The sequence below is a fragment of the Rhodovarius lipocyclicus genome, assembly GCF_009900765.1.
Classification (GTDB): Bacteria; Pseudomonadota; Alphaproteobacteria; order Acetobacterales; family Acetobacteraceae; genus Rhodovarius; species Rhodovarius lipocyclicus.
In genome coordinates this window covers 14459-27229 of the sequence record NZ_JAAABL010000046.1, presented here as the reverse complement: position 1 = coordinate 27229, position 12771 = coordinate 14459, and the positions used below count along the sequence as shown (strand labels likewise).

Genomic DNA, 12771 nt, shown 5'->3' with positions numbered 1-12771 from the left:
ACGCCTGCGCCACCGCGACACCGCGATCACGGACCAGTTTCACCGCCTCAACTTTGAACTCCCGACTGAATACCCGCCGCTGCATGGGGACCTCCGATACGGTTGGAAAACCTTATCTCGGTGTCCACCAAACTGGCAGCAGGCCAGTCCACCCGGCCCAGCCGCTGGTCCAGCACCAGCACCTGCGGGTTCGCGCGCTCCAGCGCCGTCAGCGCCGATGTCCAGTCCCGCGCCAGGGTGACATCGAAACCGTATTGCTGAAGGGCATCGCTCAGGGCGTCGCCCAGAGCCTCGTCATCGTCGACCAGCAGCACCCGGGCTTCAGACACCCCACACCCTCCAGCTTCGGAACCTCAGCGGGATGAACCGTTACACCACCGGGACATTCGTCCACAAGTCACCCTGGAAGGGGGAATGTGACAGAGCAACATCCCACTACTTCGCACGGAACAGGATTCCGCATGTCATTCAAGGATTACCCAAGATATGTCACGCCCCCAGCGTGACATATATTTCATTGACGGCATTGCACGCAGAAGTTGCCTACCACGCGGATATTTCCTCGAACCGGCCAGGAATCGGGGGCGCCTCCGCCCCCTTCCCCCACCCTGCCCCACTCTCTATTTCTGGGCGCTGACGAGGGAGGAAGGCCATGCCGTTGCTGGGTTGCATCGCCGATGATTTCACCGGGGCCACGGACCTGGCCAGCACGCTGGTGCGCCAGGGCATGCGCACGGTGCAGGTGATCGGCGTGCCGGACGGCCCGCTGCCCGAGGCCGACGCGGTGGTGGTGGCGCTGAAATCGCGCACCGCGCCGGTGGGCGATGCCGTCGCCTGGTCGCTGGCCGCCTGTGACGCGCTGCTGGCCGCGGGCGCCACGCAGATCTTCCACAAATACTGCTCCACCTTCGACAGCACGCCCCAGGGCAATATCGGCCCGGTGACCGAGGCGCTGATGAAGCGGCTGGATGCCGGGCTGGCCCTGGCCTGCCCCGCCTTCCCCACCAACGGGCGCACCGTGTTCCAGGGCCATCTGTTCGTGGGCCAGGCGCTGCTGAACGAGAGCGGGATGGAGAATCATCCGCTGACGCCGATGAGGGACGCGAACCTGGTGCGCGTGCTGGCGGCGCAGACCGAGGGCGGGGTGGGCCTCGTGCCCTTCGCCGTGGTGGACCAGGGGGCGGCGGCGATCCGCCGCGCCTTCAGCGGCCTGCGCGATGCCGGCCGCCGCCACGCCATCGTGGATGCGGTGACGGACGCGCATCTGATGGCGATCGGGGAGGCCGCGGCCCTGCACCCGCTGATCACCGGCGGCAGCGGCGTGGCGATGGGCCTGCCGGAGAACTTCCGCCGTGCCGGCCTGCTGCCCGCGCGCGAGGACGCCGCCAGCCTGCCGCCCCACACCGGTCACGCGGCGGTGCTGGCGGGCAGTTGCTCCCGCGCGACGCTGGCGCAGATCGGCCTGGCGCGCGACCACATGCCCACGCTGGAGCTGGACGTGCTGGCCAACCCCGACGCCGAGGCGCTGACCGCCGAGGCGCTGGCCTGGATGGGGGGCAAGCTGGGTGCCGAGCCCATCCTGATCGCGGCCAGCGCGCCGCCCGACAAGGTGGCGGCGCTGCAGGCCAAGCTGGGCCGGGAGGCCGCCGGCGCGCTGGTGGAGGCGGTGCTGGCGCGTGTGGCCGAGGCGCTGGTGGCCGGCGGCGTGCGGCGGCTACTGGTGGCGGGTGGCGAGACCTCCGGCGCCGTGGTGCAGCGCCTGGGCGTGGCCACGCTGCGCATCGGCGCCGAGATCGACCCGGGCGTGCCCTGGTGCTTCGCGGAGGGCCGTGGCCCCGCGCTGCATCTCGCGCTGAAAAGCGGCAATTTCGGCGCGCGCGATTTCTTCCTGAAGGCGTTCGAGCATGTCTGAGCAGGCAGCACGCGAGGAGCTGGTGGCGCTCGGCGCCAGCCTGTTCCAGCGCGGCTTCAGCGTGGGCAGCGCGGGCAACATCTCCGTGCGGCTGACCGACGGCTATCTGATGACGCCGACCAATTCCTCGCTGGGGCGGCTGGAGGCGGCGCGCATCAGCAAGCTCGACCTGGAATGGCGGCATGTGGGCGGGGACAAGCCGTCGAAGGAAGTGTTCATGCACCGCGCGGTGCTGGCCGCGCGGCCGGAGGCGGGGGCGGTGGTGCATCTGCATTCCACCCACGCCACCGCCATCGCTTGCCTGGCCCCGGTGGGCGAGACGCGGCCCATCCCGATGCTGACGCCCTATTTCGTCATGCGGGTGGGGCGCAGCCTGCCGGTGCTGCCCTATCACCGCCCCGGTGACCCGGCGATGGAAGCGGGCATCCATGAAGCCGCGAAGACCGCGCGCGCGGTGCTGCTGGCCAATCACGGGCCGGTCGTGTCTGGCCGCACGCTGGCGGATGCGGTGGCCGCGGCGGAGGAGCTGGAGGAAGCCGCGCGCCTGGCGCTGATGCTGCGCGGGCAGCAGGCGCGCGAACTGACCGAGGCCGAAATCGAGGATCTGCTCGGCACCTTCGGCGCATAAAAAAACCGCCCGGATCGCTCCGGGCGGTTCGTGGCTCGGCGGGGTGCCGGGCTCAGCTGGCGCTGGGTTCGCCGGTGCCGGGCACGGCCGGGGTTTCGGCGGGCGCCGCGGCCGGCTTCTTGGCCTTCTTCGGCGCCGGCTTCGCGGCGGCCTTCACCGGGGCAGCCTTTTTCGGCGCGGCCTTAGGCGCGGCGGCAGCCTTCTTCGGCGCGGCCTTGGCGGCAGCCTTAGGCGCGGCGGCAGCCTTCTTCGGCGCGGGCTTGGCGGCGGCCTTAGGCGCGGCGGCGGCCTTCTTCGGCGCGGCCTTGGCGGCAGCCTTGGGCGCGGCGGCAGCCTTCTTCGGCGCGGGCTTGGCAGCAGCCTTGGGCGCGGCGGCAGCCTTCTTCGGCGCGGCCTTGGCAGCGGCCTTGGGCGCGGCGGCGGCCTTCTTCGGCGCGGCCTTGGCAGCAGCCTTCGGAGCGGCGGCAGCCTTCTTCGGCGCGGGCTTGGCAGCAGCCTTCGGCGCGGCGGCAGCCTTCTTCGGCGCGGGCTTGGCAGCAGCCTTGGGCGCGGCGGCGGCCTTCTTCGGCGCGGGCTTGGGGGCAGCGGCCTTCGGCGCGGCGGCCTTCTTGGCGGCCGGCTTCTTCGCGGCGGCGGCGGCGGCCTTGGGGGCGGCGGCGGCCTTCTTCACGACCGGCTTCTTCGCGGCGGGCTTGGCAGCGGCGGCGCGGCTGCGCGCGGTCGCGGGCTTGGCCGTGCGCTTGCTGGTGGCAATCGCCATCGCCTGCGCGCGCGGGCTTGAGGTGGTCTCCTCGGTCACTGGGTCAGTCTCCTTGAAAGTCGGTTCAGGCATGATGCTCATGCGCGGTGAACGCGGTGTGGTTTGCAGCAGGGAAAGGCCTGGCGTCCATGCAACGCGCCGGAAGCGGCGCGGCTGCACAGGCGGGCGCGAGGGCGCGCATCACGGTGCCACGCACCATCAGCGCACCGCTCATCCTCGGATCGAACTGCGTGCTGCGGCGGATGATGCCCGCCTTCGCGCCCGACATGCCTGAGCTTCCCCTGTCCTACGTGATGGACGCGATCCCCGATCCGCACTTCACGAATCGCGCGTCAATTGCGTGAACGTCGCACGCTATCTGAAGGCGCGCCGCGCCTGTCAAACACTTTCGCGCGCAGGCCTTGCTTTTGCACAGGAATGCGCCGCGCGAAATCAGGCGCGGGCGGTATTCATCGATTCGGATTTTCACCAGGATTTCCGCGCCACAGCGGCCGGTGCGGCAAGACCGGGATCAGGCGCGCCGCGCACATCGGAAACGCATGCCACGCACGATGCGCCGGAAGCAAAAGGAACGGCGCAACGCGCGCCGTTCCCACTCATCCGCGCTGTCAGCGCGCGGACATCGGCGGCACCGGCCGCTGCTCCACACCGGTGTACAGCGACAGCGGGCGGATCAGGCGGTTGTCGGCCAGCTGTTCCAGCACATGCGCGGACCAGCCGCTGATGCGGCTCATCACGAAGATCGGCGTGAACAGGGGGATGTCGAAGCCCATCAGGTAGTAGGCGGGCCCCGCCGGGAAATCGAGGTTCGGGTGGATGTTCTTCTTTTCGAGCATCACCTTCGCGAGCACGGCGGAGGTGTTCATCCACCGCTTGTCGCCCACCACCTCGGCCATGATCTCCGCGTACTTCTTCATCGTCGGCACGCGGCTGTCGCCCGACTTGTAGACGCGGTGGCCGAAGCCCATCACCAGCGCCTTGTGGTCGAACTTGCCCATCAGCCACGCCTCGGCTTCCTCGGGAGACGGGATCTCCTTCAGCATGTGCATCACGGCCTCATTCGCGCCGCCATGCAGCGGGCCCTTCAGCGCCGCGATCCCCGCCGTGATCGCGCCATGGATGTCCGCCTGGGTGGAGGAGACGATGCGCGTGGTGAAGGTGGAGGCGTTGAAGGTGTGCTCGGCATACAGGATCAGGCTGACGTCGAAGGCGCGCAGCACCTCCTTCGCCGGCACCTTGCCGAAGACCATGTTGAAGAAGTTCTCGGCGTAGGAGAGCGAGGCGTCGGGCGCGATCGGCTCCAGCCCCTTCGAGAGGCGGTGCGCGGCGGCCACGGCCACCGGCGCCTTGGCCAGGATGCGCAGCGCCTTGCGCCGCTGGGCGGCATCGGAGATGTCGGCCGTCTCCGCATCCTCCATCCCCATGAAGGAGACGGCGGTGCGGATCGCGTCCATCGGGTGCGCGTCGTGCGGGAATTCCCGCAGCACCTTCAGCAACGCGGGAGACAGCGCGCGGTTCGCCTTCTCCTCCGCCTTGAAGGCATCGAGCTGCGCTTGGTTCGGCAGCTCCCCGTTCCACAGCAGATAGACCACCTCCTCGAAGGAGGCCTGCTCGCACAGATCCTGCACGGCATAGCCGCGATAGGTCAGGCTGTTCGTCTCCGGCATGACCTTGGAGATGGAGCTTTCATCAGCATAGACGCCCACCAGCCCTTTGCGGACTTCGATCTTCTCGCTCATCGCGTTCCCTTTCTCGCCGTATGCATGTGGAAGGCGGCGCGGGGGCAAACCCGCGCCGCACCCCTTCAGAAGATGCCGGGCTTGGCTTCTTCCAGCGTGCCGCGCGGCAGGGTCACCGTCAGCGCGGAGAGCTCGCCGGCGGCGAGCTTGGGCAGGTTCTGAGCCGCTTCCAGGAAGCGGTTCGCCTCACGCGGCGTGATGATGCCATCGGTCAGCGTGAGGAATTTGTTCACGTACTGCTCGCGGGCAAACGGCCGCGCGCCGCGCGGGTGCGCGTTGGCCACGCCCAGCTCGTCCACCAGCTTGGAACCATCCTTGAAGATGATCTCGACGCGCCCGCCGAAGGCCAGCGTGTCGGGGTCCTTGGAGTGGTAGCGCTCGGTCCATTCCGGCGCCTCGGTGGTCTCGATCTTGTGCCACAGGCGCACCGTGTCGGCACGGCCCGCGCGCTTGGGCGCGTAGCTGTCCACATGGTGCCAGCGGCCGTCCTGCAGGGCGACGGCGAAGATGTACATGATCGAGTGGTCGAGCGTCTCGCGGCTCGCCTTCGGGTCCATCTTCTGCGGGTCGTTGGCGCCGGTGCCGATCACGTAGTGGGTGTGATGGCTGGTGTGGATGATGATCTTCTCGATCTTCTCGAAATCCGCGATCTGCTCGCGCATGCGGAAGGCGAGGTCGATCAGCGCCTGGGACTGATACTCGGCCGAGTGCTCCTTGGTGTAGCTGTCCATGATGGCGCGCTTGGCTTCGCCGGGCGCGGGCAGCGGCACGTTGTAGAGCACTTCCTCATACATCGCCTTGCGGGACTTCTGGTCGGCGATGGTGCGACCCGAGAGCACCCAGGCCAGCACGCTGTCCTCGCCTTCATAGATCGGGCTCGGCGCGCCTTCGCCGCGCATGCAGCGGTCCACCGCCTCGATCGCCAGCTTGCCGGCATGCGCGGGGGCATAGGCCTTCCAGCTGCTGATCTCGCCCTTGCGGGACTGGCGGAAGCTGACGGTGGTGTGCAGCGCCTGCTGGATGGACTGGAAGATCACCTCCTGCGGCAGCTTCAGCAGCGTGCCGATGCCGGCGGCGGCCGAGGGGCCGAGGTGGGCGATGTGGTCCACCTTGTGCTCATGCAGGCTGATGGCGCGCACCAGGTCGATCTGCAGTTCATAGCCGGTGGCCAGGCCCCGGATCAGGTCCTTGCCTGAACGGCCCATCGCCTGCGCCACCGCCAGGATGGGGGGGATGTTGTCGCCGGGGTGGGAGTATTCGGCGGCGAGGAAGGTGTCGTGCATGTCGAGCTCACGCACCGCCGTGCCGTTCGCCCAGGCCGCCCATTCGGGAGAGACGGTGGTGCCGGCGGTGGCGCCGAACACGGTCGCGCCGCCCTCGCGCTTCTTGTGGCCCAGCGCCATGCCGCGCGCGGAAACCACGGGCCGGCGGTTGATCGCGGCGATGGCGACGGAGGCATTGTCGATGATCCGGTTGATGATCATCTCCTGCACGTCCTTCTGGACGGCGACCTTGTCGGCGGCGACGGCGGCCATCTTCCACGCGAGCTGGTCCTCGCGCTTCAGCAGGGCCTTCGACGGGTAAACCTTGACCGGGTGCAACTGCATGTCCGGCATCCCTCCTTCTTCCTTCGGTGGCGCGGTTTGTCGCGCCGTGACGGACATTCGTCCAATCCGATTGCCACCGGGTTTCAATAGGCATTTCATATCGCACCATGGCGAGCGAAGGGGAATTCCGGATTCTGCGTCGGCTGGCTCATTTCCTCGCGGTGGCCGAGGAAGGGCATTTCGGCCGCGCTGCCGCGCGCATGGGCCTCAGCCAGCCGCCGGTCACGGCGCAGATCCAGGCGCTGGAACAGGAGCTGGGCGTGAAGCTGCTGGAGCGCACCCGCAAGGGCGCCCACCCGACGCGGGAGGGCGAGGCGCTGCTGCCCATGCTGCGCCGCCTGGCCGATGACGCGCGCCGGGTGGAGGATTTGGCGCGCGAACTGCGCGCGGGCCGCCACGCGCCGATGGCCATGGCCTGCGTCACCTCCGCGCTGTTCGGGCACCTGCCGCCCATGGCCCGCGCGCTGCGCGCGGCAAGGCCCGAGGCCGCGCTCTCCGTCACCGAAATGGACACCACCGACGCGCTGGAGGCGCTGCGACGCGGCGAGGTGGATTTCGCCCTGGTGCGGCTGGAACACGCCCACCCGCCCTTCGCCGTGCTGCCGCTGGGGGCCGACAACCTGATGGCCGCCCTGCCCGAGGGCCACCCGCTGCTGGAACTGCCCGGCCCCCTGCCCCTGGCGGCCCTGGCCGAGGAACCGCTGGTCGCCCTGCCGCGCCGCATCAGCCCCGCCTATTTCGACCGGCAGGTCGCCGCCTGCCGTGCCGCGGGGTTCGAGCCCCGCGCGATGCGCGAAGTGGGCTCGGCCATGGCGCAGCTGGCCTTCGTTGCCTCGGGACTCGGGGTGGCGCTGGTCAGCGCGGGCATCGCGGGGCTGCGCCCGGCGGGGGTGGCCTTCCGGGAGCTGGCGGGGCCGGTCTCCTCCGTCGGCGTGGCGCTGGCCTGGAACCAGGAACGCGAGACCGAGACCACCCGCCTGGCCGAAACCGCCGCCCGCGCCGCCTTTCACCTGCCCCCATCGCCCTCCCCCGGGGATGACGGGGCCGGGCCCCGGGAGTAGCCTGCGCCACCTGTTTTTCTGGAGCATGAGCATGAGCGCCACACCCTTCGACCGCGTGATCCTGGGCGATATCGTCCTGCCCGATGGCGTGCTGGAGGGGGGCTATGTGGCGATCCGCGGCGAGACCATCGCCGCGATCGGCCAGGGCGCGGTGCCGCCCGCCGCCGCCATCACCGATCATTCCGGCAAGTGGGTGCTGCCCGGGCTGGTCGACGGCCACATGCACACCGGCAGCGCCATCGGCTGGCCGGGCATCGAGGGCGCCTCCAGCTCCGCCGCCGCCGGCGGCGTGACCACCTGCGTGGACATGCCCTATGACGTGCCGCGCGCCACCACCGATGCCTCGATCTTCCGTGAGAAGGTGGAGTGGGTGAACCGCCTGTCCCATGTGGACATGGCGCTGTACGGCACCATCAAGAAGGAAAACGGCGTCGACGCCATCGCGGGCCTGGCCGAGGCCGGCTGCTGTTCCTTCAAGCTCTCGACCTACGAATACGACGCCACGCGCTTCCCGCGCATCGACAACACGACGATGGTCGAGGCGTTCCGCGAGATCGCCAAGACCGGCCGCATGGTGGGCATCCACAATGAGGACCAGGAGATCGTGGAGGGCGCCATCGCCGCCGCGAAGGCGACCGGCCGCACCGACCCCATCATGCACGCCCGCACCCGCCCCCCGCTGTGCGAGACGATGGCCGACCTCGCCATCTTCGAGATGGCGCTGGAGACCGGCGCGCATGTGCATATCGCCCATTCCTCGCTGGCGCGCGGCTTCGAACTGGCGGAGATCTTCCGCCGCATGGGCGCGCATACCTCGGGCGAGGCCTGCATCCAGTACCTGTGCATGACCGAGGAAGACCTGGTGCGGCTGGAAGGCTTCGGGAAGTGCAACCCGCCCTTCCGCACCGCGGCCGAGGTGGAGCGCATGTGGGGCGCGCTGCAGGCCGGCAGCATCGCCTATGTCTCGACCGACCACGCCCCGTGGCAGCGCGAGAAGAAGGTCTATCACGGCGATATCTTCGCCTGCGGCGCGGGGCTGACGGGCATGCAGAGCTACGCGCCGCTGATGGCCAGCCTGCTGATCGAGCGCGGCCTGCCCATCACGCTGATGGCCAGCCTCTGCGCCGAGCGCCCGGCCCGCTTCCATGGGCTGGACGGCAAGAAGGGCGCGATCCGCGTGGGCTATGACGCCGACCTGTGCGTGCTGGAACGCGGCGACTTCACCTTCGACGAGGCCGACATCAAGGACCGCCCGGACGCGCGCTGGTCGCCCTATCACGGCCGCGCCATGAAGGCGCGCGTGGCCGCCACCTGGCTGCGCGGCACGCAGATCTGGGACGGCGCCGAGGTGCTGGCCAAGCCCGGCACCGGCCGTTTCGTGCCGCGCCAGCACACGAACATCTTCTGCGGCTGACGCCGCTGCCGCGAAAATGGGCGCGGCGCGGGCGGGCACGGTTCAAACCGTCCCGCCCCGCCCTTCCCCCGCCACCCCGCTGTGAGTAAGCGAGCCCCCATGACGAACCGCCCCAACCTCATCGTCGCCGGCGCGCAGACCGGCCCGATCCAGCGCGCGGACACCCGCGCCCACACGCTGGACCGCCTCATCGCCCTGCTGGAGCAGGCCGCAGCGAAAGGCGCCAAGCTGGTCGCCTTCCCGGAACTGCCGCTGACCACCTTCTTCCCGCGCTGGTTCATCGAGAACACGCAGGAGCTGGACACCTATTACGAGCGGGAGATGCCCAACCCGAACGTGCAGAAGCTGTTCGACCGGGCGCGCGAATTGCAGGTGGGCTTCTACCTCGGCTACGCGGAGCTGACACCGGACGGGCATCGCTTCAACACCTCCATCACCGTGGGGCCGGACGGGCAGATCCTGGGCAAGTACCGCAAGGTGCACCTGCCGGGCAGCGTTGAGCCCCGCGCGGGCAGCCGCTTCCAGCAGCTGGAAAAGCGCTATTTCGAATACGGCGACCTGGGCTTCCCCGCCTTCCGCGGCGCGCAGGAATGGGGCCGGCCCACGCTCGGCATGCTGATCTGCAACGACCGGCGCTGGCCCGAGGCCTGGCGCTGCTACGGCCTGCAAGGCATCGAGCTGATGCTGATCGGCTACAACTCCGCGGCCTACGACCCCAATGGCGGCACGGCGGAGAATGAGGAGATCCGCACCTTCCACTCCACGCTCGCGGTGCAGGCCAACGCCTATTTCAACGCGACCTTCGCCGTCTCCGTCGCCAAGGCGGGTGACGAGGATGGCTCGGGTCTGATCGGCGGCAGCGTGATCGTGGACCCCAACGGCATGATCCTGGCCCAGGCCAAGACGCTGGAGGATGAGGTGATCGTGGCCGAGCTCGACTGGTCGAAGATCCAGCAGGGCCGCGGGCCGGGCAAGATCTTCGACTTCGGCTTCCACCGCCGCCCGCAGCACTATTCCCGCATCGTGAACCAGGTTGGCCTGGAGGAAATCCCTTGAGCCGTAGCATCGTCCTCGCCGCCGCCCAGCTCGGCCCCATCCAGAAGGCCGAGGGCCGCGACGTGGCCGTGGGCCGCATGGTGCGGCTGATGGAAAAGGCGCATCAGCGCGGCGTGAATGTCGTGGTCTTCCCCGAACTCGCGCTGACCACCTTCTTCCCCCGCTGGTATGAGGAGGACATCGCGGTCGCGGACCATTGGTACGAGACCTCCATGCCCTCCAACGCGACCGCCCCGCTGTTCGAGGCCGCGAAGAAATACGGCATCGGCTTCCACCTGGGCTATGCCGAGAAGACGCCGGACGGGCACCGCTTCAACACCGCGATCTATGTGCATCCCTCGGGCGAGGTGGTGCTGAAGTACCGCAAGGTGCACCTGCCGGGTCACAAGGAATTCGACAGCAACCGCAAGGTGCAGCACCTGGAAAAGCGGTATTTCGAGGTGGGCGACCTGGGCTTCCCCGTGGTGCGCGCGCCCATCGCGGGCACCGAGGCCAATATCGGCATGCTGATCTGCAACGACCGCCGCTGGCCGGAAGCCTGGCGCGTGCTGGGCCTGCAGCAAGTTGAGATCGTGATGCTCGGCTACAACACGCCCAGCATCAACCAGGACAACAAGGGCTTCGAGGCGCATCACCTGCGTGTCGAGCACTCGCACCTGTCCATCCGCTCGGGCTGCTACCAGAATTCCTGCTTCGGCGTGGGCACCGCCAAGGGCGGCACCGAGGATGGGCATGAGCTGTTCGGCCATTCCATCATCGTGAACCCCCAGGGCGAGATCATGGCCCAGGCCACCAGCTGGGGCGATGAGCTGATCACCGCCGAATGCAACCTGGACGACTGCAACCTCGGCCGCACGACCATCTTCAACTTCGCGGCCCACCGCCGTGTCGAGGCCTATGGCCGCATCCTGGAACAGACCGGCAGCGTGGCGCCCCCGGTCTGGACGCCCAAGGGCTAATCACCCCCGGTGATGCACCGCCAGCCACAGGGTTGGCGGTGCGGCCTGGGTCCATTCCACCCGGTGGCGGCGATGCGCCGGCAGGTGCAGCCAGTCACCGGGGGCCAGCCGGATGGGGGCCGCCTCGCCTTCCAGCAGCAGGGTGGCAGCGCCGGCCAGCAGTAGCACGAATTCATCCTCCGCCTGGTCGTACCAGAAGCCAGGTGGGCTCGCCTGGCCGGTGGAGACGATGCGCTCGATGCGCAGGCCCGGGCGGGCGAGCAGGGTCTCGAACTGCTCCTCCGCCACGGGCATGGCAGGTGGGGCGAACAGGTTGCCCATGGGGCCTCCGCTTCAGATCAGGCCCGCCAGCCAGGCCGCCATCATGGACAGGATGATGCCGGGCACGACCCGCGCCGCGAAGGCCCGCGTGCCCATGCTCAGCGCCAGCACGATCTTGAGCAGCGCGTTGCTGCTCATGGCCACCAGGATGGGCACCAGCGCCTGGGCGGGCGTGAGGCTGCCCGCCATCACCAGCGACGCCACCGAGATCGCCGCCGAATGCGTGTCGATGCTGCCGCCGACGGCCGCACCCGCGATGACGCCGGCCTCGCCGAACCAGTCCCGCAGGGCAGCCGCGATCACCAGCATGATGCCCATGATCGCGGCCAAACCCAGCGCGGCGCCCAGGCTGACCGCGCTGCCCTGCGCGGGCCCTGCCCCGCCGGCGCCGCCGCCGGCGCGCCAGGCGAAGAACAGGCCATAGACCCCGGCCACGGCCCCGCCCGCCACCAGCGACGGGGCCATCAGCACCAGGGTGGGCGGGCTGACGGTCGCCAGCACCAGCGCCATCTGCACGAAGGTGGACAGGGAGGAGAGCGCGGCACCGCTGACCGCGCCCGGCATCAAGGCGGGTTCCCTCACGGCCGCCGCCCCCATGGAACCGATGGTCGCGGCGCTGGAGGCGAAGCCCGAGGCCAGCCCCGCCAGGGGCAGCCCCAGCCGTTCCCCAAGCACCCGGGTCGCCACCTTGCCGCAGGCGCCGATCAGCAGCACCAGCACCACCAGCAGCCAGATATTATGCGGGTTGATGGCCTGCCACGGGCCCAGGAAACGGTCGGGCAATTGCGGCCAGATCACCAGCGTGGCCGTGGCCAGCACCAGCGCTTCCTTCACGTCGCTCTCGGTCAGCGCGCCCTTGATAAAGCCATGCAGCGGCACCTTGGCCGCGAACAGCACCGCGACCGTGACCGCGAGGCCGGAGGCCAGCGCCGGATCGCCCACCGCCAGCCCGCCCAGCAGCGGGGCCGCCAGCAGGCCGATCTCCGTCGTCAGGCCCGGGTCATCCTGCGGGCCGCGCAGCACGGCCAGGGCGGCCAGCAGCGCGATGCCGCCACAGGCCACCGCCAGCAGGCCGGCGCCGCCCAGATGCATGGCCACCGCCCCCGCCAGGGAGGCCAAAGCGAAGGTGCGGATGCCCGCGGGCTTCCGGCTGGGGCCCTCGCCCTTCCGGCGCTCGCGCTCCAGCCCGATCATCAGCCCGATGCCCAGCGCCACAGCGAAGTGAAACCAGGGCGTCGTCATCGGCATGGCGTATGCTCCGTGGGCGCCCCGCCGGGCGGGACAATGCCTGTTCCCAGGTGTTATAGCGCGCAG

Annotated in this window: 13 protein-coding genes; 7 read left to right on the top strand and 6 right to left on the bottom strand. The window is 69.5% G+C overall.

From position 1 onward, the window contains the following. Window positions 1–47: 47 nt before the first annotated feature. Window positions 48–329, bottom strand: coding sequence for a response regulator (locus GT007_RS19330; protein ID WP_160123310.1), 282 nt, complete (start codon window positions 327–329; stop codon window positions 48–50). A gap of 323 nt (window positions 330–652) precedes the next feature. Between GT007_RS19330 and otnK the strand changes: the two genes are divergently transcribed. Both otnK and otnC read left to right on the top strand, forming a co-directional pair. Continuing rightward, on the top strand, window positions 653–1912 hold the full coding sequence (gene otnK / locus GT007_RS19325) for a 3-oxo-tetronate kinase (protein WP_160123309.1): 1260 nt from the start codon (window positions 653–655) through the stop codon (window positions 1910–1912). After that, a complete protein-coding gene (otnC, locus tag GT007_RS19320) occupies window positions 1905–2540 on the top strand; it encodes a 3-oxo-tetronate 4-phosphate decarboxylase (RefSeq protein WP_160123308.1) in 636 nt (211 codons plus the stop codon). Before otnK ends, otnC begins: the two co-directional genes overlap by 8 nt. Window positions 2541–2592: 52 nt before the next feature. Here the strand turns inward: otnC and GT007_RS19315 are convergent, their stop codons facing one another. Next, on the bottom strand, window positions 2593–3381 hold the full coding sequence (locus GT007_RS19315; RefSeq protein WP_160123307.1) for a hypothetical protein: 789 nt from the start codon (window positions 3379–3381) through the stop codon (window positions 2593–2595). 47 nt (window positions 3382–3428) lie between these two features. Here GT007_RS19315 and GT007_RS19310 point away from each other — a divergent pair, with 47 nt between their 5' ends. Beyond that, window positions 3429–3644, top strand: a complete 216-nt coding sequence (locus GT007_RS19310; RefSeq protein WP_160123306.1) for a hypothetical protein — start codon at window positions 3429–3431, stop codon at window positions 3642–3644. A 264-nt stretch (window positions 3645–3908) separates the two neighbouring features. On the opposite strand, the gene GT007_RS19305 is transcribed toward GT007_RS19310, so the two are convergent. Together GT007_RS19305 and GT007_RS19300 are read right to left on the bottom strand one after the other, a co-directional pair. After that, a complete protein-coding gene (locus tag GT007_RS19305) occupies window positions 3909–5039 on the bottom strand; it encodes a bifunctional 2-methylcitrate synthase/citrate synthase (RefSeq protein WP_160123305.1) in 1131 nt (376 codons plus the stop codon). Between the two features lie 65 nt (window positions 5040–5104). After that, window positions 5105–6646: an MmgE/PrpD family protein gene (locus GT007_RS19300; protein ID WP_160123304.1), complete on the bottom strand. Its 1542-nt coding sequence runs from the start codon at window positions 6644–6646 to the stop codon at window positions 5105–5107. 107 nt (window positions 6647–6753) lie between these two features. On the opposite strand from GT007_RS19300, the gene GT007_RS19295 reads away from it, so the two are divergent. The 4 genes from GT007_RS19295 to GT007_RS19280 all read left to right on the top strand — a co-directional run bounded on the left by GT007_RS19295 (window position 6754) and on the right by GT007_RS19280 (window position 11136). Further along, window positions 6754–7707, top strand: a complete 954-nt coding sequence (locus GT007_RS19295) for a LysR family transcriptional regulator (protein ID WP_160123303.1) — start codon at window positions 6754–6756, stop codon at window positions 7705–7707. A 31-nt stretch (window positions 7708–7738) separates the two neighbouring features. Then, window positions 7739–9121, top strand: coding sequence for a dihydroorotase (locus tag GT007_RS19290; RefSeq protein ID WP_160123302.1), 1383 nt, complete (start codon window positions 7739–7741; stop codon window positions 9119–9121). A 99-nt stretch (window positions 9122–9220) separates the two neighbouring features. Continuing rightward, window positions 9221–10177, top strand: coding sequence for an N-carbamoyl-D-amino-acid hydrolase (locus GT007_RS19285; RefSeq protein ID WP_160123301.1), 957 nt, complete (start codon window positions 9221–9223; stop codon window positions 10175–10177). Beyond that, window positions 10174–11136 (top strand): N-carbamoyl-D-amino-acid hydrolase, encoded by a 963-nt coding sequence (locus GT007_RS19280; protein ID WP_160123300.1) that lies wholly within the window; start codon window positions 10174–10176, stop codon window positions 11134–11136. The genes GT007_RS19285 and GT007_RS19280 overlap by 4 nt, the downstream gene beginning before the upstream one ends. On the opposite strand, the gene GT007_RS19275 is transcribed toward GT007_RS19280, so the two are convergent. Continuing rightward, the gene (locus GT007_RS19275) at window positions 11137–11457 is read right to left on the bottom strand and encodes a cupin domain-containing protein (RefSeq protein WP_160123299.1); all 321 of its coding nucleotides are present in this window, start codon (window positions 11455–11457) and stop codon (window positions 11137–11139) included. It lies immediately after the preceding gene. A 12-nt stretch (window positions 11458–11469) separates the two neighbouring features. Then, window positions 11470–12705: an MgtC/SapB family protein gene (locus GT007_RS19270; RefSeq protein ID WP_236571764.1), complete on the bottom strand. Its 1236-nt coding sequence runs from the start codon at window positions 12703–12705 to the stop codon at window positions 11470–11472. Window positions 12706–12771: the final 66 nt, after the last annotated feature.